The sequence below is a fragment of the Allorhizobium undicola ORS 992 = ATCC 700741 genome, assembly GCF_000621665.1.
In the GTDB taxonomy this organism is placed as follows: Bacteria; Pseudomonadota; Alphaproteobacteria; order Rhizobiales; family Rhizobiaceae; genus Allorhizobium; species Allorhizobium undicola.
Map to the genome: position 1 here is coordinate 61,290 of NZ_JHXQ01000016.1, position 23,449 is coordinate 84,738.

22 protein-coding genes are annotated in these 23,449 nt (G+C 58.8%); 5 read left to right on the forward strand and 17 right to left on the reverse strand.

The features are described from left to right. Positions 1-47 precede the first annotated feature (47 nt). The 4 genes from T424_RS0114145 to T424_RS22590 form a co-directional block, all read right to left on the reverse strand. The gene (locus T424_RS0114145; protein ID WP_027488319.1) at positions 48-263 is read right to left on the reverse strand and encodes a cold-shock protein; all 216 of its coding nucleotides are present in this window, start codon (positions 261-263) and stop codon (positions 48-50) included. 447 nt (positions 264-710) lie between these two features. Then, positions 711-1,601: a DMT family transporter gene (locus T424_RS0114150; protein ID WP_027488320.1), complete on the reverse strand. Its 891-nt coding sequence runs from the start codon at positions 1,599-1,601 to the stop codon at positions 711-713. Between the two features lie 174 nt (positions 1,602-1,775). Then, positions 1,776-2,240, reverse strand: a complete 465-nt coding sequence (locus T424_RS0114155; RefSeq protein WP_161712581.1) for a hypothetical protein — start codon at positions 2,238-2,240, stop codon at positions 1,776-1,778. Between the two features lie 10 nt (positions 2,241-2,250). Next, on the reverse strand, positions 2,251-2,532 hold the full coding sequence (locus T424_RS22590; protein WP_154664916.1) for a hypothetical protein: 282 nt from the start codon (positions 2,530-2,532) through the stop codon (positions 2,251-2,253). 5 nt (positions 2,533-2,537) lie between these two features. On the opposite strand from T424_RS22590, the gene T424_RS0114160 reads away from it, so the two are divergent. After that, entirely contained in the window at positions 2,538-3,740 is a 1,203-nt protein-coding gene (locus T424_RS0114160; RefSeq protein ID WP_027488322.1) for a pyridoxal phosphate-dependent aminotransferase, read from the forward strand. Between the two features lie 365 nt (positions 3,741-4,105). Here T424_RS0114160 and T424_RS21035 read toward each other — a convergent pair whose 3' ends face one another. Then, positions 4,106-5,335, reverse strand: coding sequence for an OpgC family protein (locus tag T424_RS21035; RefSeq protein ID WP_051558989.1), 1,230 nt, complete (start codon positions 5,333-5,335; stop codon positions 4,106-4,108). 287 nt (positions 5,336-5,622) lie between these two features. Further along, the gene (locus T424_RS0114170) at positions 5,623-6,765 is read right to left on the reverse strand and encodes a calcium:proton antiporter (protein WP_027488323.1); all 1,143 of its coding nucleotides are present in this window, start codon (positions 6,763-6,765) and stop codon (positions 5,623-5,625) included. 238 nt (positions 6,766-7,003) lie between these two features. Between T424_RS0114170 and T424_RS0114175 the strand changes: the two genes are divergently transcribed. Next, positions 7,004-7,291, forward strand: coding sequence for a DUF2188 domain-containing protein (locus tag T424_RS0114175; protein WP_027488324.1), 288 nt, complete (start codon positions 7,004-7,006; stop codon positions 7,289-7,291). A gap of 47 nt (positions 7,292-7,338) precedes the next feature. Here T424_RS0114175 and T424_RS0114180 read toward each other — a convergent pair whose 3' ends face one another. From T424_RS0114180 to trxB, 4 genes are all read right to left on the reverse strand, one after another. Further along, entirely contained in the window at positions 7,339-8,451 is a 1,113-nt protein-coding gene (locus tag T424_RS0114180; protein ID WP_027488325.1) for an alkene reductase, read from the reverse strand. Positions 8,452-8,701: 250 nt separating this feature from the next. Continuing rightward, entirely contained in the window at positions 8,702-9,016 is a 315-nt protein-coding gene (locus tag T424_RS0114185) for an ArsR/SmtB family transcription factor (protein ID WP_027488326.1), read from the reverse strand. Positions 9,017-10,125: 1,109 nt separating this feature from the next. Next, positions 10,126-11,022, reverse strand: coding sequence for a LysR family transcriptional regulator VtlR (locus tag T424_RS0114190; protein WP_027488327.1), 897 nt, complete (start codon positions 11,020-11,022; stop codon positions 10,126-10,128). 23 nt (positions 11,023-11,045) lie between these two features. Beyond that, on the reverse strand, positions 11,046-12,020 hold the full coding sequence (trxB, locus tag T424_RS0114195) for a thioredoxin-disulfide reductase (protein WP_027488328.1): 975 nt from the start codon (positions 12,018-12,020) through the stop codon (positions 11,046-11,048). 289 nt (positions 12,021-12,309) lie between these two features. On the opposite strand from trxB, the gene T424_RS0114200 reads away from it, so the two are divergent. Further along, entirely contained in the window at positions 12,310-12,777 is a 468-nt protein-coding gene (locus T424_RS0114200) for an Lrp/AsnC family transcriptional regulator (RefSeq protein WP_027488329.1), read from the forward strand. Here T424_RS0114200 and T424_RS0114205 read toward each other — a convergent pair. Together T424_RS0114205 and T424_RS0114210 are read right to left on the reverse strand one after the other, a co-directional pair. Next, on the reverse strand, positions 12,749-13,762 hold the full coding sequence (locus T424_RS0114205; protein WP_027488330.1) for a hypothetical protein: 1,014 nt from the start codon (positions 13,760-13,762) through the stop codon (positions 12,749-12,751). The genes T424_RS0114200 and T424_RS0114205 overlap by 29 nt on opposite strands. Positions 13,763-13,787: 25 nt before the next feature. Continuing rightward, positions 13,788-14,807 carry a hypothetical protein gene (locus T424_RS0114210; RefSeq protein WP_027488331.1) on the reverse strand — a complete coding sequence of 340 codons (1,020 nt, stop codon included), beginning with the start codon at positions 14,805-14,807 and terminating at the stop codon, positions 13,788-13,790. A 418-nt stretch (positions 14,808-15,225) separates the two neighbouring features. Between T424_RS0114210 and T424_RS0114215 the strand changes: the two genes are divergently transcribed. Next, positions 15,226-15,969 (forward strand): hypothetical protein, encoded by a 744-nt coding sequence (locus T424_RS0114215; RefSeq protein WP_027488332.1) that lies wholly within the window; start codon positions 15,226-15,228, stop codon positions 15,967-15,969. A 4-nt stretch (positions 15,970-15,973) separates the two neighbouring features. On the opposite strand, the gene T424_RS0114220 is transcribed toward T424_RS0114215, so the two are convergent. From T424_RS0114220 to carB, 5 genes are all read right to left on the reverse strand, one after another. Further along, positions 15,974-16,774, reverse strand: a complete 801-nt coding sequence (locus tag T424_RS0114220) for a glycosyltransferase family 25 protein (protein ID WP_161712583.1) — start codon at positions 16,772-16,774, stop codon at positions 15,974-15,976. A 5-nt stretch (positions 16,775-16,779) separates the two neighbouring features. Then, complete coding sequence (locus tag T424_RS0114225; protein WP_027488334.1) at positions 16,780-17,853, reverse strand: glycosyltransferase family 4 protein; 1,074 nt, start codon at positions 17,851-17,853, stop codon at positions 16,780-16,782. Positions 17,854-17,867: 14 nt separating this feature from the next. Continuing rightward, entirely contained in the window at positions 17,868-18,344 is a 477-nt protein-coding gene (gene greA, locus T424_RS0114230) for a transcription elongation factor GreA (protein WP_027488335.1), read from the reverse strand. Between the two features lie 280 nt (positions 18,345-18,624). Then, entirely contained in the window at positions 18,625-18,873 is a 249-nt protein-coding gene (locus T424_RS22960; RefSeq protein WP_027488336.1) for a hypothetical protein, read from the reverse strand. A gap of 17 nt (positions 18,874-18,890) precedes the next feature. Next, complete coding sequence (gene carB, locus T424_RS0114245) at positions 18,891-22,373, reverse strand: carbamoyl-phosphate synthase large subunit (protein WP_027488337.1); 3,483 nt, start codon at positions 22,371-22,373, stop codon at positions 18,891-18,893. 350 nt (positions 22,374-22,723) lie between these two features. On the opposite strand from carB, the gene T424_RS0114250 reads away from it, so the two are divergent. Further along, positions 22,724-23,392, forward strand: coding sequence for a glutathione S-transferase family protein (locus tag T424_RS0114250; protein WP_027488338.1), 669 nt, complete (start codon positions 22,724-22,726; stop codon positions 23,390-23,392). Positions 23,393-23,449: the final 57 nt, after the last annotated feature.

A 23,449-nucleotide genomic window follows, 5' to 3' on the forward strand; every position in this document is an offset into this window, starting at 1 on the left:
CAAAACTGCCGGGCCGCTCAGCGTATGACAAATCTGGAACGAGGCAATCAGCCTGCGATTTGCAGATTGACAGCCTTCGGTCCCTTGCCGCGGCGGTCCGGTTCCGTATCGAAGCTCACTTTCTGATTTTCGCTCAAGCCGGACAGGCCGGAAGCCTGAACAGCAGAGATATGCACAAAGATGTCGGCGCCACCATTGTCAGGCTTGATGAAGCCGAAGCCCTTGTCGGTGTTGAAGAATTTTACAATGCCAGTTTCGGCCATGCGTCAGGTCCTTTTCTCTCTGTCCGGGATCGGCGGACAGCATTGCTCAGTGCCCCAAAAGGGTTTGACCGGGCGTTTCATATTTTGAGGAAAGGGCCCTGCTACCGCAGCCACCGGATATTGCGACTTATAGTCGTATTCCCCTTGTGGTTGCCCGGAACTTCTGCGTCTCCGGTGCTTATCAATTATTAGGTCTTTCCGCGCACTAAATCGCCCGAACGCAGGGAGAGTGATCGGTTTGAAACGAATTGGCAAGCGAAAGTTTTGTTAACCGCAGGGCAGCGGTGAAATGCAAGCTACGAGGGAATAGTGTTCTTTTCGTGCTGTCATGGTGGTTTTTCGCGAAAAATTTGCCGTTTCCCCGCGCAAGGGGGTTTAATTGGGCTTAAACCCCACCTTTCGTGGTAAAGTTTTTCTTTTCTAAAAGATGCGCCGTCTCTTAAGAATTTATGAATTTTTTGCCTGAAGCCTGCTCCATTCTGGCACAAGCTCCACGGCAAGCATGGCAAGGAACAGCAGGGCGCAGCCCATATAGCCGATAAATGGCAGGCTTTCTCCCAAAAGGACTGCGCCGAGCAGTGCGCCGAACAGCGCTTCGGATGACAGGAAAATGGCGGCCTGCGGTGCCGTGGTATAGCGCTGGCCAATGATTTGCAGCGTAAAGGCGGCGCCGCTGGACATGAGCCCGCCGTAAAGAAGTTGCACGGCGCCGTTTTCAATATCGGCAAGGGAAATCGGCTCCAGAGGCGCGGCAACCAGCGTGCTGCAAATGGCGGCCACGGCAAACTGCGCCAAGGCAAGCGTCATGGGGCGAGGGGTGCCGACCATCAGCCTGCCGGTCATGGTGATCTGAATGGCAAAAAACAGCGCGCAGATCATTGTCAGCCCATCGCCGATATTCATGCTTGCCAGGCTGCCGCCGCTCAACAGCAATATTCCCGCCAGACATGCCAGTGCCGCAGGCCAGATGACCCAATGCGGCCTTTGCCGGAAAATGGCGACGGCGATCACCGGGACCAGCACCACGTAAAGCCCGGTGAGGAAACTGGCATTGGTGACGGTGGTATATTTCAGGCCGAATTGCTGGAAGGTCTGGCCAAGAAAAAGCGCAATCCCCGCCAGTATGAAGCCCTTTTTCTGACGTGCGGAAAGAGGCGTGTGGCTGCGGCGCGTTTCCAGCCAGGCAAAAGGGGCCACCGCTGCCGAGGCCAGCATGAAGCGCAGGGCATTGAACCAGTTTGCTTCCATATGCCCCATGGCCGTGGACTGGGCGACGAAACCGCCGCCCCAGATGGCAGCGGCCAGCAGCAGAAGAAGATTTGCCTGAATGCGGGTCATGGTCTGAAAGCCTGCCTCTCGATCGATGAGGCTGCCGCTTACCAGCCAATCGCCCGTGCCGCAACCCCGGCGGGCAAGAGGCGGCAGGTCCTGCCCATCGGCAGACATGCAGATGCCTTTTGCCATAGCGCATCCACACGCCCTGAACGATTTTAAGTTTTCTCCGGCAGTGCCTTACGATTTGTCGCGGTTTGGCGGCAGGCGGTTGATCCAGACAACGGCAAGCCCGATGGCCGCCAGCACCACCAGAAGCCGCCTGTCGGCCAGCACGGAGAGCGAGTCCGGCACATGCACGGTTGCAGTCTGCGCGCCTGCCAAGGCGGTGCCTGCGGCGTGCAGGCTTGTGGCGATGCTGCCGGTGCTGATGGCGTCCACGCTGGTTGCGCCCGTGTCGGGCGAGGCCTCCACGGGGCGCACGCCGAGCGCCAGAAGGCAGGTGAACAGGGCAGCGGCAAGCCAGGCGTAAAAAAGCGAGCGCAGCCCGGCACGCCGGGAGGTCCGCACCGTTCCGCCATCGGCGCAATCCTGCCTTTTTTCGGCAGATGTGCCATGTTCGCGGCCGCACATTGTTCCAGGCTTCAACGAAGCGCGGAAAGACTGTGGTCCTTGCGTCTTTTGCTGTTTTGCCTGTGCCATCATCACGCTTCCTTCACTCAACCGCGAGACGATAAAAGCCTGCCGAAATGGCCGGGAAGTGGACCGAAATGGGGCAGTGCCCCGCAAAAAATAAGGCGATATTGTGGTTGGTTAATTTTGGGCGACAATACGTTAACGATTGGCGCCTGCATGGCTGTTTGACAGCTATTGGCGGGCCGGGCAAAAAAGGGTTCTTGTCCCGTTTTTGCTTGATATGACTGCATGGAATTGCCATAGAGCTTGAACCTGAAGCCACGTTTTGTGCGGCTTTTCCTTTCAACAGCTTCAGGATCATTTCCAATGGCATTCCTCGCCGACGCTCTTTCCCGTGTTAAGCCATCCGCGACCATCGCTGTTTCCCAGAAAGCGCGGGAGCTGAAAGCGAAGGGCCGAGACGTGATCGGACTTGGCGCAGGTGAGCCGGATTTCGATACGCCCGATAATATCAAGCAGGCGGCCATCGAGGCGATCCAGCGCGGCGAGACGAAATACACGCCGATTTCCGGCATTCCGGAACTGCGCAAGGCCATTGCCGACAAGTTCAAGCGCGAAAACGGCCTGGACTACAAGCCGGAACAGACCATCGTCGGCACCGGCGGCAAGCAGATCCTGTTCAACGCCTTCATGGCCACGCTGAATGCCGGTGATGAGGTCATCGTTCCGGCACCCTACTGGGTGTCTTACCCCGAGATGGTCTCCATTTGCGGCGGCACGCCGGTTTTCGTCACCGCGAAGCAGGAAAACAACTTCAAGTTGACGGCTGGGGATCTTGAAAAGGTCATCACGCCGAAAACCAAGTGGTTCATCTTCAACTCGCCGTCCAACCCGTCGGGTGCAGCCTATACCCATGCCGAGCTGAAGGCGCTGACCGACGTTCTGCTTCGCCACGACCATGTCTGGGTTCTGACCGACGACATGTATGAGCATCTGACCTTTGGCGATTTCAAGTTCGTGACCCCGGTGGAAGTGGAGCCGAAACTCTACGACCGCACGCTGACCATGAACGGCGTTTCCAAGGCCTATGCCATGACCGGCTGGCGCATTGGCTATGCGGCAGGCCCGCTGGCGCTCATCAAGGCCATGGACATGATCCAGGGCCAGCAGACCTCGGGCGCCTGCTCGATTGCGCAATGGGCTTCGGTGGAGGCGCTGAACGGTCCGCAGGATTTTATCGCCGCCAACAAGAAGGTGTTCGAAGGCCGCCGCGATCTGGTGGTTTCCATGCTGAACCAGGCCACCGGCATTAGCTGCCCGACCCCGGAAGGCGCCTTCTATGTTTACCCCTCCTGCGCCGGGCTGATCGGCAAGACCGCGCCGTCCGGCAAGGTGATCGAGACGGACGAGGACTTCGTGACCGAGCTTCTGGAAACGGAAGGCGTGGCCGTGGTGCATGGCTCCGCCTTCGGTCTTGGCCCGAATTTCCGCATTTCCTACGCCACATCGGAGGAATTGCTGGAAGAGGCCTGCAAGCGCATCCAGCGCTTCTGCGCTGCTTGCCGTTAGAACGTAATCCGACCGGCGCTTTAAGGCACAGTACAGGTCGCTTAGGCATGTGGCGTGGCCTGCCCCCCTCTGCCTTGAGGGGGAGATGTCCGGCAGGACAGAGGGGGTAAACCACACGCAAAACCGTAGCGTCGTGTCCTGTGGCTGTAAGGTGAGTTGGCCGTAAGTTGGCTGGAGCCTTTCACTGTTTCACGGAAACGGTGAAAGGCTCTAACTGTTTGTTTTTACGCATTTCCGGACGGAAAACCGGTTTCCACTTTTCTTGAAAATGCTATAGAGGCCCATGAAATTCTGAAAGAAAAGGGCGGGATGCGATGCATCCCGCCCTTTTCGCATTCAGGTTCTTACCAGCCGGGACGCGGTGACTACATCTTTGGAAATGTTCTCACCGCAAGTTTTGCCGGTACTGGCTTGGGTTTTGGTTCCGGCGCAGGGGTAAAATAGGTTTCCCGCTCACGGTAGAGTGCCGGTATGGCCAGAAGCATGACGCAGAAGAGTGCGATCAAGGTCTTGGCCGGTTCCGAGAAGGGGCCAATCCGGCCATCGATATAGCGCACGGCAAAGACAATCAGCACATGCCACACATAGACATGCAGCGAGTGGCGGCCAATGAGTTGCAGGAAGCTCAGGCTGAACAGGCTGTTGAGCATGGCAGCGGCCTTGCGGATGCGTGCGCTGTCATGGCGAGGCCCGGCAATCAGCAGCCATGCGATGGAAAAGGCAAGGGCCGCAAAGTTCAGCAGGTAAACGGGACCGAAATCTGCCCGCACTTCCATGGTGCCGAATTTCTGCAAGACGGCATCCGGTAACAGGCCATGCGCGGTGAGAATACGCAGCGGCAGGAAAAACAGCAGCACGGCGACGGCGGCCTTTACCAGAAGCGTATGTTGGGGATCGAAGACGCGCGTCCACTCGATCTGCCGGGTGGCTGTCAGGCTGCCGGCAATGGTGCCGGAGAAAAACACGATCTGCCAGCCAAGCAGGTTGAAGCTGGTGCGCAGTCCTTCCGTTTCATGCCCGGCCAGCCAGCCATCGACAGGGGAGGTCAGAAGCCGGTGCAGGCCAAGCTGGCCCGCCATCCACACCACCAACATGCCGATTGCCACCGGCGCCCAGCGGCCATTCAGGCAAAGCCAGATGAGCATGGGGGCAAACAGCATGTAGACGATATATTGCGGCAGAATATCCATGAAGGTCGGCTGGAACAGAAAGGTGGCAATCGATGCCAGCCGCATTGGATCGGTGAAGCTGGTCGTTCCCAGCCAGTCGTGCCAGATGTTCGATGCGCCGGGCAGCACCAGCCTTGCGGCAAGCACGATGAGAATGATGCCCATGGCATAGCGGTAAAGCTCGAAAGCGCGGGCAAATAGCCGGTCACGACCTGCGGCATAGCCGCTCTTGATCATTTTGCGGCCATAGACCATGCCAACCAACAGGCCGGACATGAACACGAAGCCCTGGGCATCTTCCACGAAGGTGAGCTGACGGTGATTGAACTCCACCAGCAGATAGCCGCCGGTGAAAATCAGATGGTTCAGCATCATGAAAACGAGGAAATAGCCCCGCATACCATCGAGAACATCAAGTCTTTTCACGGTTCAGGCTCCCGCTTTGCGGCAGGGGCTGCTTGATGCCTGGCCTGCCTGCTATCGACGTCGGATGGTTTCGCCTGTGGCGTGGTCATCCAAGCCAGCCCCCGCGACCCTGGGCGTGTTTCTCCACTTGCTTCGTGGTGACAATACGGCAGGCGCGTTGCAATCTCCGGCAGAACGATCTGCCCGTCATGCAATGGCTTCGGGAAAACGGCAGTATGGGGCAAAGGTTCCGGCTTCACCGCCTTGTGAGGGCGACAGTGCAGACCTGATTCAATCAGACAGGCACTCTAAAGTCCGAGTGCGGTGAGCATGATGAAAGTGGCGAAGAGAATGAAATGCGTCATGCCTTCGATGGCGTTGGTTTCGCCGTCGTTGAGATTGATGGCCGCCGCAATCAGCGTGATGGCAACCATCACCGTCTGCACCGGGCTCATGGCCATGATGAAGGGCTGGCCCGTGTAAAGCGCAATGCCTTCCATCACCGGAACCGTGAGAATAACGGTGGAAAGCGAGGCGCCCAGAGCGATATTGACGGTGGCCTGCATACGATTATGCAGGGCTGCCCTGAGAGCCGTCATGATTTCGGGTGCTGCGGAAATGGCGGCAACGAGAATGGCCATGATGGCGGGCGGCGCGCCGGTCCCTGCAAGCCCTTCGCTCAGGAAGGCCGACATGAATTCAGCCAGAATGCCGATCAGCACCACGCCCAGCAGGATGACGGTGACGGAAACGGCAACCGGATCGGCTTGTCCTTCCGCCTCGTGCGGGCTTTCCTCATCCTCTGCCTTGCCGCTGGTGCTTTTGGCGGCGCTGCTATTGCTGTTTGCCGCATTGGCCCCGCGAGGATAGCTGTAACTGAAGAAATAGCTGTGGGCCCCCACCTGCATCCGCAGGAAAAGCCCGTAAAGCGCCAGCATGGCGAAGATGGTGAAGACCGAATAATAATGCCACTTTTCATCGGGCACGAATTCCGGCACGATCATGGAAATGCCCATGGCGGTCAGGATCATCACGCCATAGGTCTTGCCGCTATCGTCATTATAGGGTTGTTCGCCATGGCGCAGCCCGCCAAGAAGCGCGGCAAGTCCGAGAATGCCATTGATGTCGAGCATGACGGCGGCATAGATCGTATCGCGGGCAAGGGTGGGCGAGGGCGCGCCCTGCATCATGATGGCGAGGATAATGACTTCAACCGCTACCGCCGAAAGGGTCAGGATCATCGTGCCATAGGGATCGCCCACCTTATGCGCCAGCACTTCGGCATGATGGGCAACCCTGAGCGAGGCAATAAGAATGCCGCCCACCAGAACGGCGGCGGCCAGCACCAGGACCAGCCGGGATTGGCCTGCCAGAGCATGTTCCAGAAAATAGGCGATGGCGGCCAGAAAGATCGGCAGGATCAATGTCTTTTCCTGGAGTATGGTCTTCACGTCCCCTGCCTTTCCGGTCCGGCTTTATCCGCCTTGAAACGGAAGAGTGCAATTTGCAGTTCCGTCCGCAAGATGAGATAGTCTTTTTGTCGGAGGGTGGTCTGCCGATGATCTTGACCACAGCCCCGGATACCGGGCCTCCGTTGTATGTTTGACGATATGCTCAAACGGCGGATTTATCCGATACCGGTTCCTGTTCGTTGGAGGAAGTCTGTAATGTACGGGAAGGAAAAACACCATGGCGAAACTTGTTTATGAAATCGTGCCGCACGACGAAGGTTGGGCCTATCGGCTGAACGGCGCCTATTCCGAAAGATTTTCCAGCCATGACGAGGCGCTGGAGGCCGCGCGGATCGTGGTGAAGGAAATGCAAATTGCCGATGAGCCGGTGCGCATTGCCTATCAGGATGAAAAAGGCCACTGGCATTCGGAAATAAGCGATGGTGCGGACCGCCCTGACGTGGAAATCGTCGATGTTTATGCCGGGACCGGAGATGTGCTTTCCCGCGAGAGCGGGCCGAGATAAATGCCTGCGTGTCTTTGTGAGACACGCAGGCGTCTGTTTGGCTTTTCTCAATCGAGGGTTGGGTAGTCGGTATAGCCCTTTTCGCCGCCGCCATAGAAGGTGGACTGGTCCCATTCGTTCAGGGGCGCGTCCTCGCGCAGGCGGCGCACAAGGTCAGGATTGGAGATGAAGGCCTTGCCAAAGGCCACCATATCCGCGTGACCGCTTTCCACGGCCTTGCGGGCGGTTTCCGCCGTGTAGCCATTGTTGACGATCCATGCCGCCTTGCCGCCAGCCTTGCGATGGCTGTTACGGAATTCTTCCCAATCGAAGGGCTTGCCGCCCATCTGGTGGTCACGCGGGCCCCCCGTTGCGCCTTCCACCACATGGATGAAGGCAAGGCCAAGGCCTGCCAGTTTTTCCGCCAGCAGATTATAGACCGGCTGCGGATCGGCATCGGCATTGTTGTTTGCCGGTGTTACCGGCGAGAGGCGAATGCCCGTGCGGCCACCGCCAATCTCCTGCACGATGGCTTGCACGACCTCAAGCGTCAGGCGAATGCGATTCTCGATGGAGCCGCCATAGGCATCGGATCGCTTGTTGCTTTCCGAACTCATGAATTGTTGCAGCAGATAGCCATTGGCGGCGTGGATTTCCACGCCATCGAAACCCGCATCCATGGCCGCGCGGGCCGCTTTGCGGTAATCTTCGATCAGGCCGGGGATTTCGTCGGTTTCCAATGCGCGCGGCACCGAGGTTTCCACAAAGCCGCCCGTGCCGTCTTCGTTGATAACATAGGTTTTCGATTGGGCAGGAATGCCCGAGGGCGAAACCGGGGCTGCGCCATTTTCCTGCAAGGAGGTGTGGGAAATGGCGCCCACATGCCAGAGCTGCGTGACGATCTTGCCGCCCTTGTCATGTACGGCGCGCGTAACGGCCTTCCAGCCCTCTATGGCTTCCGGCGTGTAAAGGCCCGGCACATCGGCATAGCCTTGCGCCTGACGGGAAATGGCTGTGCCTTCCGTAACCAGCAGACCGGCGGTGGCGCGCTGGGCGTAATAGGTCGCGGTGATCGGCAGCGGAATGGCCTTGGGCGAGCGATTGCGCGTCAGCGGCGCCATGGCAATCCGATTGGCCACATTGATGTCACCAAGCGTCATGGGGGCGAAAAGCGAAGTCATGCATGATCCTTTCGAAGACATTACAGCGCCGTGCGTTTTATCAAACGCACAAAGGACGCTGTAACATGTTAAAGCTGCTGCATAATTTTCACCTTAAATCGATTCCGATTTAAGGAATTATGCAGTAAACCAAGGCGCGAAGATGCCAAAGCATCGCCGCCTTGAAGGGATTTCGAATATCTCAACGGTGCCAGAGGGTTGAGATATTCTAAGAGGCAATATCAAGGGTCATCTTCCGTGACCTTCTATGTTACAGACCGCCTGCCAGGCGCGACAGGAAGGCGGCAATGGCCTCCTCGTCGCGTTTGTAGAAATTCCACTGGCCAAGCCGGGATGAGGTGATCAACCCGGCTCGCTGCAAGGTGGCGAGATGGGCGGAAACGGTGGATTGCGACAGGCCGCATAGCTCGAATTGCCCGGCGCAGACGCCAAGCTCTGGCGAGCAATGCGCGGCGCTGAAATGTGCCTGCGGTTCCTTCAGCCATCGCAGAATGTCTCGCCGGACAGGGTGTGAAATCGCCTTGAGGATCTCATCCATGTCGGGTGGGGCAGAGGGTGGGTCCATATCGGTCATGGGCGATATATGTATCGCAAAAATCCGATGGCAAGGGGCAGGGGTCTGATTTGCGAATGGCGCGGGCCGTTACCGCGTTCGCCCTGCGTGTGTGTCGCGAAAAAAAAAGGCGCCCGTGGGCGCCGATAGGGTGGAGGTAAGTGCCTCCAGAGGGGAACAGCGTAAAAACCACCTATAGGATAGGCATTGATGCGCTACACCAAAGAATAGTGCGGATTGCCGATTTTGCAAGGGGGGAGAGAAAAAATACCACGACCGCTCCCGCACGGCGCTGTAATAAAGCCAGCAAATCGAGAGGTTTTTTGAACGAGGCAAAAAAAAGGGGCCACCGGATTGCTCCAGGGCCCTTGAAGTTTGAAGGTTCATTAAACCTCCAGAGGGGAACAGCTGGTGCGGTGGAACTGGGAGGAAAGCCACCGTGTGCATCAGCTGAGTGCGATATGGTGGTTTTTTGTGCAGTGAACAATGCTTTTTTGTGCATGGGAGACATGCGGACGCCGCATGTCTATTGATTTTGTCGCAAATGAGATATAACGGATTTATAAAACAGCCTAGGAAATCGTTAGATTTCAAAATCTTGCGATCGCGATGAATGGGTGCGCGCGCAAGGGTCGCGGATTTCAACCGCGTTAAAAATTTCACCTTGCGAATTTTTCGGGACGGATGGCGGGGACCTGGAGCATTTCCAGCAAAAGTCTATTCGGTTTTGCTGGAAATGCGTAGCAACAGAGAGTTACAGCGCCGTGCGTTTTATCAAACGCTACAGTACACGACGCTGAGGAATTTGGCGTGGCCTACCCCCCTCTGCCTTGCCAGGCATCTCCCCCTCAAGGGGGGAGATTGCAATACGGACAAAGCGCCATTCTTCAAAGACCATTTGTGGTTACGGCCTTTTTCAGGAATTTAGGCAGGGCCTTGATCTTGCCGATCTCCCCCCTTGAGGGGGAGATGTCCGGCAGGACAGAGGGGGGTAAACCACACGCAAAACCGTAGCGTCGTGTACTGTGATCAAACGCACGAAGGACGCTGTAACACTTTAAATCTGCTGCATAATTTTCACCTTAAATCGATTCCGATTTAAGGAATTATGCAGTAGAGCCTCAGAAGCTCCAGTTTCGGGCCTTGGAGACAATGAAGTCGCGGAACACTTTCAGTTTCGCGGCATTTTTCATTTCGTCCGGATAGCAGAAATAGGTGTCGAAAGACGGCACGTCGGCATTGATCGGCAGCTGGATCAGCCCCGGATCGCGCCCGACGATGTAATCCGGCAGGCAGGCAATGCCGATGCCCAGCAGGCAGGCCCGCTTGATGGAGGTCTGGCTGTTGATCTGTAGATGCGGAAGGCGGCGATTGTCGGAGGAACGGCCCGCCACTTCCAGCCAGTTGACGTCCAGCAGGTAATTGGGTGCCGGTTCGCCAAAGGTGATGATGCGGTGGTTGTCGAGATCTTCCAGTGTCTGCGGCTCGCCATGCCGGTTGATATAGGAGGGCGCGGCATAGACATGCATATGCACGGTAAACAGCTTGCGCTGGATAAGGTCCGATTGCTGTGGCTGGCGCAGGCGTATGGCGCAATCGGCGTGACGCATGTTCACGTCCAGCTCCTCGTTGTCGAGAATGAGCTGGATGGACATGTCGGGATAAAGTTGCAGAAATTCCTGCACCTTGTCGGTGAGCCAGCCCTGGCCAAGGCCGACCGTGGTGGTCACGCGCAGCTTTCCGCTGGGCTTTTCCGTCGCCTCGGTCAGTTGCATCTTCACGGTTTCAAGCTTCAGCAACACGTCATGGGCGGTGCGATAAAGCAGCTCGCCCTGTTCTGTGAGGATCAGGCCGCGTGCATGGCGGTGGAACAGCTTGACGCCGACATCCTGCTCCAGCGCGCTGACCTGCCTGCTGATGGCCGATTGCGAAAGATGCAGCTTGTCGGCGGCATGGGTGAAGGAGCCTGCCTCTGCGGCAGCGTGAAAAATGCGCAGCTTGTCCCAGTCCAGCGGCATACCCCCACCTCTCATCATGTTGTTTACTCCGCAGCCTGGGCAGGTGCTTCTACAGCCGCCAGAAAACGTTCGGCCTCCAGAGCCGCCATGCAGCCCATGCCCGCTGCCGTTATGGCCTGGCGATAGACATCGTCGGTCACGTCGCCAGCGGCGAATACGCCGGGCACATCGGTTGCCGTGGAATCGGGGGCGGTCCACAGATAGCCGTTGGGTTTGAGCTTCAGCTTGCCTTTGAACAATTCGGTGGCGGGTGCGTGGCCAATGGCCACGAAAACGCCGTCGATCGGCATTTCGGTAACGGTGCCGGTGGTCAGTTCCTTGAGCTTTACCCCGGACACGGAAGGCGGCATGGGCGGCTTGGCGGGCGTGCCGATGATCTCATCGACCACGGTGTTCCACAGCACCTTGACGTTTTCCTTGGCAAACAGACGCTCTTGCAGGATTTTTTCAGAGCGGAAGCTGTCACGCCGGTGCACGACGGTCACGCTTCTGGCGATATGCGAAAGATAAAGCGCTTCTTCCACGGCGGAGTTGCCGCCGCCCACCACGATCACATCCTTGTTGCGGTAGAAGAAACCGTCGCAGGTGGCGCAGGCCGAAACGCCGAAGCCCTGGAAGTGCTGTTCGCTCTCGATGCCGAGCCACTTGGCCTTGGCGCCGGTGGAAATCACCAGCGTATCGGCAGTCCAGACGGCGCCGGAATCGGTGCGCACCGTAAAGGGGCGGCGTGAAAGCTCCACCTCGGTAACGAGGTCGTTGACGATTTCCGCGCCCACATGGGTGGCCTGCTTGAGCATCTGCTCCATCAGCCACGGCCCCTGGATGGGATCGGCAAAGCCGGGATAGTTCTCGACATCCGTGGTAATCATCAGCTGGCCGCCCTGTTCCATGCCGGCAATGAGGACCGGCTTCAGCATGGCGCGGGCAGCATAGATGGCGGCGGTGTAGCCGGCAGGGCCGGACCCGATAATCAACACCTTGGTATGGCGGGCAGACATTCGTTTTCCTTTCAGACGGCTGGCAGTACCCTCATATAGGCATTCCGCTGGCCGATGTGCCGATCATTTAAGAATGATCCATGCATTTGTTCAAGGGCAGCCTTGCGCTAATAACAGGGCATTTTCCCTATTGGCGCTGTAAATCATGGCATTCAGCGAATGCCTATGCCCCGGACAGCAGCAAAAGCGTCATCCACTGACATTTTCATGCGCCAGATCGACATATTCTTGCGTCACGGGCTCTGCGGCGTCATAACCGGCCTGTTGGAAGAAGAAAAGGACGGATGTCTTGTTTCGCGCCGAACTCGATGCCATCGACATCAAAATCCTCAGGGAATTGCAGCGTGACGGCCGCATGACCAATGTCGATCTGTCCGAACGGGTCGGAATTTCGGCGCCGCCATGCCTGCGGCGCGTGCGCAAACTGGAAGAAAGCGGTATCATCCAGGGCTATCATGCGCTGCTCAACGGCCCGAAACTGGGTTTCGACCTCGTGGCTTTCTGCATGGTCGGGCTCAAGCACCAGTCGGAAGCCAATCTGAAGGCCTTCGCCGCCGCCACGGAAAACTGGCCGCTGGTGCGTCAGGCCTGGATGGTGAACGGCGAAAGCGATTTCCTGCTGCACTGCGTCGCCGAAAACCTCACAGGCTTTCAGGACTTCGTCATCGAAACGCTTACCGCCAACGAACATGTCGATACGGTGCGCACCATGCTGACCATTCGTCAGGTCAAGCGGCTGGGACTGGTGGAGATTTGATGCCTTCGGCATCCGTGATCTGGCGTATCAGCGCATCGACGCTGTAAAGCCCCGTGACATCCTGCCCCGGATCGCGGAATGGACGTTTCATGAAATCCTCTATACCCTCCAGGCTGTCACCGTCTTTGAGGATGAAGATATTGTCCGGATGATAAAGCGGCTCGGATGCGACGACGCGATTGTTGGTCAAAAGCTTGCGCTGGTAGAGCATGGCTTCGAGCGGGCGAAGCGTCAATCCGCTTTGTCCCGGTTGCAGAATATCGATGATACAGCGGGCCGAAAGGCTGGCGGCAAGATAATCGCGATAGGGGATATTGGGCTTTTTCCGGTTGAGTTTGCGCTTGAAGAAGCCTTTAGGGCGGTCGGTGCGCACGAAGGTTGCCGCCGTTTTGAAGCCCTTTCCCTGCAATTGCCGCGCAAGTTCTTCCACCTGTTCGCGCCGCCCCTTGTCGCGGCCGAAAAAGCAGAAATCCGCCTCTTCGTCCGGTAATGACACATCGGGCAGGCGCGCGGCATATTGCCGGTAAAAGCCGAAGCCATGGTCGCGGCAATCCTGCGGATCGAAGGAAAAAATCGGGTAGCCAAGAGCCTTGACCTGTTGCAGCAGATGCAGCGCTGCTTTCTTCGTGGCGATCGGATTGCGCACCACCACGGCAATGTCGCGCTGCGGGCGGTTTTCCACCACGTAGTGCAGCACTTCCTCGCGCTCGTCGATCACGAAAAGCGCCTGCGCATCCCTGTCGAAAAGTTCCCGCAGGATCTGATCGTAGAGAAACTGCCGTTTGAAGGCCGGAGTGAAGCGGTAGAGCAGCTTTTTGCGGGCTTCCTTTTTCAGTTGCACGGCGTGAATGTCGAATTGCGCGGAAGAGGCCAGCGTCCAGAAAATTTGCTCGTAATCGGCAAGAAAGCTGATGCAGAAGAGATTTCTTTTGAGTTCGGCGCTGGCGGGCATGGTTTTCTCAGGCAGGAAATTGGCAGGGGCCATCACGGCTTTTATATTCCGAGAGGTTCTAGCTCTTGACGCGGCGCTTGGCAAACCTGGCCGGGGCGATCGCCGTGGTCTCGGCTCCTGCCGAGGGGTTGGTGAGCTGCTGGAGAAGCCTGTTCACGCCGTAAAGGGCGGTGATGGCGGGGTCGATGTCTGCCATGGGAGCGGCCATGAAGCGTTCCAGCCCGTCAAGGGATGCGGCTCCATCCACAATGAAGATATTGGCCGGGTGGAAGAAGGGTTCCTCGGCAATGGCGCGGTTGTTGGTCAACAGTTTGCGGCCATAAAACAGCGCTTCGAGCGGTCTCAGGGTCAGGCCGTTCTGCCCCGGCTGGAGGATGTCGATCAGGCAGCGCGCCGCCAGTGTTTCGGCCAGATAGCTTGCATAAGGGCTGTTGCGGGCTTTGCGCGGCTTGCGGCCAAACCACCGTCGTGTCGTCTGTCGGCTGTCGCCGGGGAAATGCAGGCGGGTGCTGAAGCCTCGGTCTTTCAGCTCTGCCGAGAGCTTTTCCAGAAACGGGCGGCGGCCCTTGTCGGCGCCGTAAAAGCCGAAATCATGCTGGATGGGAATATCGTGCAGGCCGGGCAGGGGTTCGAGATATTGCCGGTAATGCTCGAAGCCGTATCGGCTGCAATCCTGTGGATCGAAGGAGAGAATGCGGGTTCCGTGGCTGTGAAGGGCGTTCAGCGTGGAATGGAGTTTGGGCTTGCTGGCCATGGGGTTGCGCATGACAACCGCAACCTTGCGCGGGAACGGCATGTCCAGAAGAAATTTCAGGATGCGCGGCACCTCGTTCACCACGAAGAGCGCCTCGGAATTATCCCGGAAGCAGCGGCGGATTGCCAGTGTATGCAGCAGGCCGCGCGCAAAGGATGGCGCGAATTGGTAGAGCGGATGGCGCCTTGCCTCCTGATGGACCTGCACGACGGACAGATCGAAGCGATCGGGATCGGCCCGCTTCCAGAAAAACTCCGCATAATCCGCCCATACGCCCAGGCAGATGATCCTGCTGGTCGTGGTGCCTGCACTGCCGCTCGTCAAACCCTCATTCCCCCATCGCGCCGCCACCGACGCCGCGTTGCAAGTTTATGTCTGATGCCCCCGATCCCGGCTATTCAACCCAAACGTGGCCGTTTTATAACCATGACGCCTTGCCGGGGTAGGAAGCGTCAAGCGGCAAAAGATAAAAGTCTACTGCATAATTCCTTAAACCGGAATCGATTTAAGGTGAAAATTATGCAGCAGATTTAAAGTGTTACAGCGTCCTTTGTGCGTTTGATAAAACGCACGGCGCTGTAAATCTGCTGGATCATTTCACCTTGGATCTATTAATTATGCGCTGAGCATTTTCAGGAAAAGGGGAAGCCGGTTTTCCGTCTGAGAATGCGTAAAAACAAATAGTTAGAACGGTTCAATGTTTCCGTGAAACAATGAGCCGCTCTAACCGGAGGATCATGCAGTGCCACGAAAGAAAACCCGATTTGAGCGCTTCCTGTCCCTCAATCAGCACCGCAAGCGCTGGGGGGCGAAGAAGCATGTGGGGCCGGTGGACTTCGCGGCGCTGAAGGCGCGGCTGATCGACGGGGGCGAGGTCGTGCAGACCCGTGGCTCGGAAAAGTCGCTCGATCTGCATCTGGCCAATCTGCGGCGGGAGTTTTCCGCTCAGCCGGAGCTGGTTTTCTATCATGCCAAACTGATCGTGCTGTTGCGCCGCGAATTTGAGGTGAAGGAAACCTTTGCGCAATTCAGGGCGCTGTGGGAGGCCGAGGCGGAATTTCTGGTGCGGCATCTGAATCTGCGCTGGCTGGTTTCAGCTGCCGACAGCTTTGCCGATCACGATCCCGATCCTGCTGTCCGGGCCAGCGCCACGCTGGTTTCCGTGCTGGTCAACACCGTGAAGATCTATGAAACGGAACGGGTGCTGGCCGATCCACCGCCCGCGCCCATTTCGCCTTCCTCCATTGACCAGGTGCAGCAGGAACTCGTGCCGCTGTTTTCCGGCCTGTCCTGCTTTACCATCGGCACGGACGACACCTGGCGAAACACCCGCTGGCGCATGGATGGCCTGATGGAGCGCCCCCCGGTGGGGCTGATCCTCAAGACCGTTTTCGACCGGCTGCAAGAAGAGGACACCGCCTTCCACCGGCTGAAGCTGCTGCACCAGCGCGAGCGAACCGGCTGGTGGTCGCCGGAGGGGGAGTAGCCTCTCAATCGAAGGCGGCCAGGGTGGCAAGATAGGCGAAATCCGCTGGATCGGGCGCAAGATTGCGCCGCTCTGCATCATGCAGATGCGAAAGCTGCCTGACGCCCATGCGCAATTGCGCCCTTATGCGCCGCAGGCGGAAGGCGGCTGGCAATTTGCGCTTTTCGCCCGCGCTGCCTGCCGCTGGTGAAATGGACGAGCGCGTTTGCAATGGCAATGGCAGGCCGAAGCTCTCACAACGGTCGAGCTGCACGGCAAGCGGCGGCACGGCCTGCCAGGAGGAAAGCTCGTAAGCGGCGCAGAGCACGGCATCGGCAATGGCGGCGTGGTTTGCGGTACGGCGCAAAAGTTTTGCCGCGCCTTGCGGCCACAGCACATAGGCCGCCGCACCGGAACGGTCCTGAAAAAGCCGCCGCAAGGGCAGGGATGGATGGGGCGTGCGGGAAATGAGCTTTTTGCGGCCCCGGCTTTCCAGCGTCACATGGTCAAGGCCGGTGCAGGACGAAAGCTCGGCCAGAAAGGGCGCAAGGCGCTCGGAAAGCACCGCATCGTCTTCCAGTATCAGGGCGGGCTCGTGGCCTTGGGCAATCTTTTGCCACAGGTGGTGATGGCTGAGGAAACAGGCCTTTTCGGCGCCGCTCAGCGGACGCTCCCAGCCATTCCAGAAGGTTTCCGGCAAGGGTGGCAGCGTTGCGGTGGAAATGGCCTCGATACGCTCGAAGGCAAGGCCGAGTGCTGCCAGTTGCCGGGTCTGGAAGGCCAGCCTCTGCGTGGCGCTGGCCAGATTGATGACATAGACCTTCATGGCGATCATGCGGACGAAGGGGGCGTGAGATCTTGGCCGAGGAGCTGGCTATAGACCTTTTCCAGCCCCTCGGCCTCGCGTTCCAGCGCAAAATGGCGGCGCACATGCGCCACGCCCTGCACGCCATGCTGTTCGGCAAGGGAAGGATCGGCCAGATAGGGCCTGATGGCGTCCCGCAGGCTCTCATAGTCTCCAGCCGGAACGACGGCGCCGGTTTCTCCCGGCGCAATCTGCTCGCCATAGGCACCGGCGTCGGAGGCAACAACAGCGGTTTGCGAGGCCATGGCTTCAAGTGGGGTGAGGCCGAAGCCTTCATTGCGCGAGGGTGCAACATAAAGCGACAGGCGGCGATACCACGGCTTGATGTCGGCCACTTCTCCCAGAAAGCGAATGCGCTCTTCCAGCCCCGCCGCCTTGATCTGCTGCTTGAGAGTGTCTGCGAAGGCGGTGTGTTCTGCCGTGACGCGGCCGGAAATCACGGCGGTCCACGCCGGATAATGCGGCAGAAGCTCGATCATGGCCTTGACGAAGAGATCGGTGCCCTTCTGGTGGCGCACCCGGCCAAAGCAGCCCACGAGATAGCGTCCCGGCAGGCCGGTGGCGGTCATGCCGTCTTCGTCGGTTTGAGGCGGATGGAATAGCGCGGTATCGACACCGTGGCGAATGACAGTGTGCGCCACTTTGAGAAAAGAGCCGGATCGCCCGCTCGTGGCCACCACCGCATCCATTTTCGAGATCAGAAAACGGGTATAGCGGCTGTGATGACGCTGGGCTGCCGAGGTGAACAGCAGCTTCAGCGGCATTCGCAACACATGACGCAGGATCAGCCCCGTCAGCATTTCATTGTTGCGCCGCGCGTGCCAGATGCGGTGCGAGGCCCCTTCGGGCCGTCGCCAGAGAGCTGGCAATTGCCAGAAGGACATGGAGGGCATGTCTTCCGGCAGGCCGGGACCAAGCGTCACGACGCCCAGCCCACGCCGACGCTGCTCTGGAACGAGCTGGATCAGCGTGGAGGTAACGCCTGAAAGCCTGTATTTGAAATTAGGCGCGATGACCTTGATGCCGGAAAGCGTCTGCACGGGTGTTACCGGTTTCAACCCCAGCTAACATTGAGGATTTCATAGGCCTTCGATCCGCCGGGGGCGACGACCTCGATGCTGTCACCGGCTTCCTTGCCGATCAGGGCACGGGCAATGGGCGAAGAAATCGAGATGCGGCCGGATTTCACATCGGCTTCCTGATCGCCGACGATCTGATAGATCTTTTCTTCCTCGGTATCCTCGTCCACCAGCTTGACGGTGGCGCCGAACTTGATCTTCGAGCCGGACATCTTGGACAGGTCGATGACTTCCGCGCGCGCGATCAGGTCTTCCAGCTCGCTGACGCGGCCTTCATTATGGCTCTGGGCTTCCTTGGCGGCGTGATATTCAGCGTTTTCCGAAAGGTCGCCATGGGCGCGGGCTTCCGAGATTGCCTCGATGATGCGCGGACGCTCTTCCTGCTGACGCCAGCGCAGCTCTTCCTGAAGCTTCGCAAAGCCGTTCTGCGTCATCGGTACCTTATCAACCATTTCCTCTTCCTTCACACTCATGGCCATCACAGGCAGCCATGAAAAGAAAACAGGTTCCGAAGCGAAGCCACGGAACCAGTCGCAAATCATCCTGATCGGACTATAGCAGAACGCTGGCGCGAATTTCCAGATATTTCGAAACCGGCAACCAATGTCCCGGATCGCCGCAGGCAACCTCAGGGAGATATAATCTTCCAGATCTGCATGACAAGGCTGAGAAGCGTCATCCAGATTGCCAGGGAGACGGCAAAGGAAAGCAGCAGAAATTTCATCCTTCGCGTCATCGGGCCGCGCCCTCTGTTTGCATTGCCTTGGTGAATGGGCCTTGGCGAATGGGCCTTGGCGAATGGGCCTTGGCGAATGGCCCGGTTGCCGGCTTATCGGTTTGTGAAAAGCGCCGCTCTTTGGTTGGCGCCGCCTTGAACGCGCCATTGTAGACCCATTGGGCTCTGGTTGCAAATTCGAAAAAATGCAACTTCTTAAATAGAAAGGCGGCCTCAAGGCCGCCTCGCAGGATGGTCCGGTTCATGAAAAAAGGCGCAAGCCTCAGAAGTAGCTTTGCAGCGGCTGAACCTCGAGCTGGCCGTTCTTGAGGGCCTGAATAGCCTCTGCTGCGGCAAGGGCGCCTGCCATGGTGGTGTAGTAAGGCACCTTCTGCATCAGGGCGGCGCGGCGCAGGGACTTTGAGTCCGACAGGGCCTTGTTGCCGTCCGTGGTGTTGATGACCAGTTGCACCTGACGGTTGCGGATGGCGTCTTCGATGTGCGGACGGCCTTCCAGCACCTTGTTGATCTTCACCGCCTCGATACCCTGTTCGGCCAGGAAGCGCTGGGTGCCGCCGGTTGCCATGACCTTGAAGCCGATGGACACCAGCAACTCGATGGCGGGCAGCACGCGGGTCTTGTCCTCGTCGCGGACGGAGACGAAAACGGTGCCTTCACGCGGCAGTTCCACGCCCGCCCCAAGCTGGCTCTTGGCAAAGGCCAGCGCGAAATTGCGGTCGAGACCGATAACCTCGCCGGTGGAGCGCATTTCCGGACCCAGAAGCGTATCGACGCCGGGGAAGCGGGCGAAGGGGAACACGGCTTCCTTGACGGCAATATGCTTGAGATTGCGCGGATCGGGCTTTTTGCCATAGGCGGAAATCGCTGCATCCAGCTTTTCACCGGCCATGACGCGGGCGGCAATCTTGGCGATTGGCGCGCCAATGGTCTTGGCGACGAAAGGCACGGTGCGCGAGGCGCGCGGATTGACTTCCAGCACGTAGATCGTGCCGTCCTTGATGGCATATTGCACGTTCATCAGGCCGCCGACATTCAGCGCCTTGGCAAGGGCCGTGGTCTGGCGTTCCAGCTCGTCCACCAGCTCCTTCGAAAGCGAGCGCACCGGCAAAGAGCAGGCCGAATCGCCGGAATGGATGCCGGCTTCCTCGATATGTTCCATGATGCCGGACACGAAGACGCTTTCGCCGTCGCACAGCGCATCCACGTCCACCTCGATGGCATTGGTCAGGTAGCTGTCGAACAGCAGCGGGTTCTTGCCCAGAAGCGTGTTGATCTGCCCGGTCTTGTCGTTCGGGTAGCGCTGCTTGATGTCTTCCGGCACCAGTTCCGGCACGGTATCGAGCAGATAGGTCTGCAACTGGCCTTCGGAGTGGATGATCTGCATGGCGCGTCCACCCAGAACATAGGAGGGGCGAACCACCAGCGGGAAGCCGATCTCGGAGGCAACGAGGCGGGCCTGTTCCACCGAATAGGCAATGCCATTGTTCGGCTGGTTGAGGTCGAGCTTCATCAATAGTTTCTGGAAGCGGTCACGGTCTTCGGCAAGGTCGATCATGTCCGGCGCGGTGCCGAGAATCGGAATGCCGTTCTTTTCCAGCGCTTCGGCCAGCTTCAGCGGGGTCTGGCCGCCAAACTGCACGATCACGCCCACCAGCGTGCCGTTTTCCTGTTCGGCGCGCATGATCTCGATCACGTCTTCGGCCGTCAGCGGCTCGAAATAAAGCCGGTCGGAGGTGTCGTAGTCGGTGGAAACGGTTTCCGGGTTGCAGTTGACCATGATGGATTCGAAGCCTGCATCCTTCAGCGAGAAGGCGGCATGGCAGCAGCAATAGTCGAACTCGATGCCCTGACCGATTCGGTTGGGGCCGCCGCCGAGAATGACCACCTTCTTGCGGTCGGAAATCTGCGCTTCCGAACGCGCCGTGCCCACGAAGGGGGTTTCATAGGTGGAATACATATAGGCCGTGGGCGAGGCGAATTCGGCCGCGCAGGTATCGATGCGCTTGAAGACCGGACGCACGCCAAGCGCATTGCGCAGCATGGCCACATCCTTCGGCTTGGAGGCCGTCAGCGAGGCAAGGCGGGCATCGGAAAAGCCCATGGCCTTCAGCATCCGCAGGTTTTCGGCATCCTTTGGCAGGCCGTGTTCGCGAATGCGCGCTTCCATGTCCACGATGGCCTTGAACTGGGCGATGAACCACGGATCGATCTTGCAGCCCTCATGCACATCCTGTTCGGACATGCCAAGGCGCAGCGCCTGGGCCACCATGCGCAGGCGGTCCGGCGTCGGCGTGCCGATGGCGGCGCGGATGGCGTTCTTGTCGTCGCCCTGGCCGAGACCGGGAATTTCGATTTCGTCGAGACCCGTCAGGCCGGTTTCCAGGCCGCGCAGCGCCTTCTGGAAAGATTCGGCAAAGGTGCGGCCAATGGCCATGACCTCGCCCACCGACTTCATGGCCGTGGTCAGCACCGGGCTTGCGCCGGGGAACTTCTCGAAGGCAAAGCGCGGGATCTTGGTGACGACATAATCGATAGACGGCTCGAAGGAAGCGGGCGTCGCGCCGCCGGTAATGTCGTTTTCCAGCTCGTCCAGCGTATAGCCGATGGCCAGCTTGGCGGCGATCTTGGCAATCGGGAAGCCGGTGGCCTTGGAGGCGAGCGCCGAAGAGCGCGACACGCGCGGGTTCATTTCAATGACGACAAGGCGGCCGTCCTTGGGGTTGACGGCAAACTGCACGTTCGAACCGCCGGTTTCAACGCCGATCTCGCGCAGCACCGCGATGGAGGCGTTGCGCATGATCTGATATTCCTTGTCGGTCAAGGTCAGTGCGGGGGCAACCGTGATGCTGTCGCCGGTGTGAACGCCCATCGGGTCGATGTTTTCGATGGAGCAGATGATGATGCAATTGTCCGCACGGTCGCGGACCACTTCCATCTCGTATTCCTTCCAGCCCAGAACCGATTCCTCGACCAGCACTTCCGTGGTCGGCGAGGCATCGAGACCGCCGTTGACGATGTCGAAGAATTCCGAACGGTTATAGGCAATGCCGCCGCCGGTGCCGCCGAGCGTGAAAGAAGGGCGGATGATGGCGGGCAGTCCCACATGGTCCAGAGCCTGCGCGGCAATGGCCATGGCGTGGCTCATGTAACGCTGCTTGCGGTCCGTCTCGCCCAGGTTCCACTGGTTTTCCAGCTCGTCCAGCGCCTTGTCCAGCGCCTCGCCGGAAAGCTTCGCCTTCAGTTCGGCGCGGGCGGCTTCGTGCTTCTTGCGGTCGGCATCCTTGATTTCCGTGGCATTGGCCAGCATGGAACGCGGGGTTTCCAGCCCGATCTTGGCCATGGCTTCGCGGAAGAGGGCGCGGTCCTCGGCCTTGTCGATGGCTTCCGGCTTGGCGCCGATCATCTCGACATTATAGCGGTCCAGCACGCCCATGCGCTTCAGCGACAGGGCGGTGTTCAACGCGGTCTGGCCGCCCATGGTGGGCAAAAGCGCATCCGGGCGCTCCTTGGCGATGATCTTGGCCACGACTTCCGGCGTGATCGGCTCGACATAGGTGGCGTCGGCCAGGCCCGGATCGGTCATGATGGTGGCGGGGTTGGAGTTGACGAGGATGACGCGGTAGCCTTCCTCCTTCAGCGCCTTGCAGGCCTGGGTGCCGGAATAGTCGAATTCGCAAGCCTGGCCGATGACGATCGGCCCCGCGCCGATGATGAGGATGGACTTTATGTCTTGGCGCTTTGGCATGGCTCTATCCGTTCTCTCACCTGCGCCAAACGCGGCCAAGGTGAGGCTTCACCGGGCCGGGCGCAGATATGTGGGTCTTTTCAGGCTAGACGCGGCTTATAGGCAATAGTTTTGCGAAGCGGAACCCCGAATCTGCATGTTTACCAACAATTCCACCGGGGGATGTTTCAAGCGGGCCATTTCGGGGCATTGCGGCATTATCTCCGTGTGGCGCTTTGAAGGCGAAGGCCGTTTTGCCATGTGCCCACCGCACACGTCTGCGAGAGTTGTTGGGTCTTCGTTGAAATCACTCTTGGCGTGTAGACGCGGTTGCACTATGTCCTGCTCTTGAAAATTTCGGGAGCAAGGCAGTGATTACCGTTCATTATCTCGACAATTCGCGCGCGCATCGCATTCTCTGGCTTCTGGAGGAGCTTGGCCTGGACTACGAGGTGAAAACCTATCGTCGCGGGCCGGACATGCGTGCGCCGGAAAGCCTCAAGGCGGTGCATCCTCTGGGCAAATCGCCGGTGATCGAGGATGGCGGGAATGTCTATGCCGAAAGCGGCGCAATCATCGAATATCTCATCGAAACCTATGGCAAGGGCGCCTTGAAGCCTGCACAGGGCTCGCCGGGCCATAGCCGCTATCTCTACTGGCTGCATTATGCCGAAGGCTCGGCCATGCCGCTTCTGCTGCTCAAGCTCATCTTTTCGCGCCTGCCGCGTCAGGTGCCCTTCCTTCTGCGCGGCACGGCCAGGCTCATTTCCAAGGCCGTCGGTGCAAAGCTGGTCGATCCGCAACTGGCCGATCACATGGCGCTGTGGGAAAGCGAGCTGGCGCGGGACGGCTTTTTTGCCGGCCGTGAACTGACCGGCGCCGACATTGCCATGAGCTTTCCCGTCGAGGCAGCGCTTTCCCGCGTTGAGGTTTCCGGCCCCATGCCCGCCATGCGTCACTATCTCGAAGCCATCCGCGCCCGTCCGGCCTATCGGCGGGCTCTGGAGCGCGGCGGTGCCTATGGCTATGCCGACACCTGATCGATCTGCGCCGGTTTGCCGGAAATGGCAGGCCGGCGGGTGAAGCCGCAAATGTAA

What these genes read in the sequence shown, in the direction of transcription:
- T424_RS0114145 (WP_027488319.1), bottom strand. Translation starts at nt 263, where the DNA reads ATGGCCGAAACTGGCATTGTAAAATTCTTCAACACCGACAAGGGCTTC.
- T424_RS0114150 (WP_027488320.1), bottom strand. Translation starts at nt 1,601, where the DNA reads ATGACCCGCATTCAGGCAAATCTTCTTCTGCTGCTGGCCGCTGCCATC.
- T424_RS0114155 (WP_161712581.1), bottom strand. Translation starts at nt 2,240, where the DNA reads ATGATGGCACAGGCAAAACAGCAAAAGACGCAAGGACCACAGTCTTTC.
- T424_RS22590 (WP_154664916.1), bottom strand. Translation starts at nt 2,532, where the DNA reads ATGATCCTGAAGCTGTTGAAAGGAAAAGCCGCACAAAACGTGGCTTCA.
- T424_RS0114160 (WP_027488322.1), top strand. Translation starts at nt 2,538, where the DNA reads ATGGCATTCCTCGCCGACGCTCTTTCCCGTGTTAAGCCATCCGCGACC.
- T424_RS0114175 (WP_027488324.1), top strand. Translation starts at nt 7,004, where the DNA reads ATGGCGAAACTTGTTTATGAAATCGTGCCGCACGACGAAGGTTGGGCC.
- T424_RS0114180 (WP_027488325.1), bottom strand. Translation starts at nt 8,451, where the DNA reads ATGACTTCGCTTTTCGCCCCCATGACGCTTGGTGACATCAATGTGGCC.
- T424_RS0114185 (WP_027488326.1), bottom strand. Translation starts at nt 9,016, where the DNA reads ATGGACCCACCCTCTGCCCCACCCGACATGGATGAGATCCTCAAGGCG.
- T424_RS0114190 (WP_027488327.1), bottom strand. Translation starts at nt 11,022, where the DNA reads ATGCCGCTGGACTGGGACAAGCTGCGCATTTTTCACGCTGCCGCAGAG.
- trxB (WP_027488328.1), bottom strand. Translation starts at nt 12,020, where the DNA reads ATGTCTGCCCGCCATACCAAGGTGTTGATTATCGGGTCCGGCCCTGCC.
- T424_RS0114205 (WP_027488330.1), bottom strand. Translation starts at nt 13,762, where the DNA reads ATGGCCCCTGCCAATTTCCTGCCTGAGAAAACCATGCCCGCCAGCGCC.
- T424_RS0114220 (WP_161712583.1), bottom strand. Translation starts at nt 16,774, where the DNA reads ATGAAGGTCTATGTCATCAATCTGGCCAGCGCCACGCAGAGGCTGGCC.
- greA (WP_027488335.1), bottom strand. Translation starts at nt 18,344, where the DNA reads ATGGTTGATAAGGTACCGATGACGCAGAACGGCTTTGCGAAGCTTCAG.
- T424_RS22960 (WP_027488336.1), bottom strand. Translation starts at nt 18,873, where the DNA reads ATGAACCGGACCATCCTGCGAGGCGGCCTTGAGGCCGCCTTTCTATTT.
- carB (WP_027488337.1), bottom strand. Translation starts at nt 22,373, where the DNA reads ATGCCAAAGCGCCAAGACATAAAGTCCATCCTCATCATCGGCGCGGGG.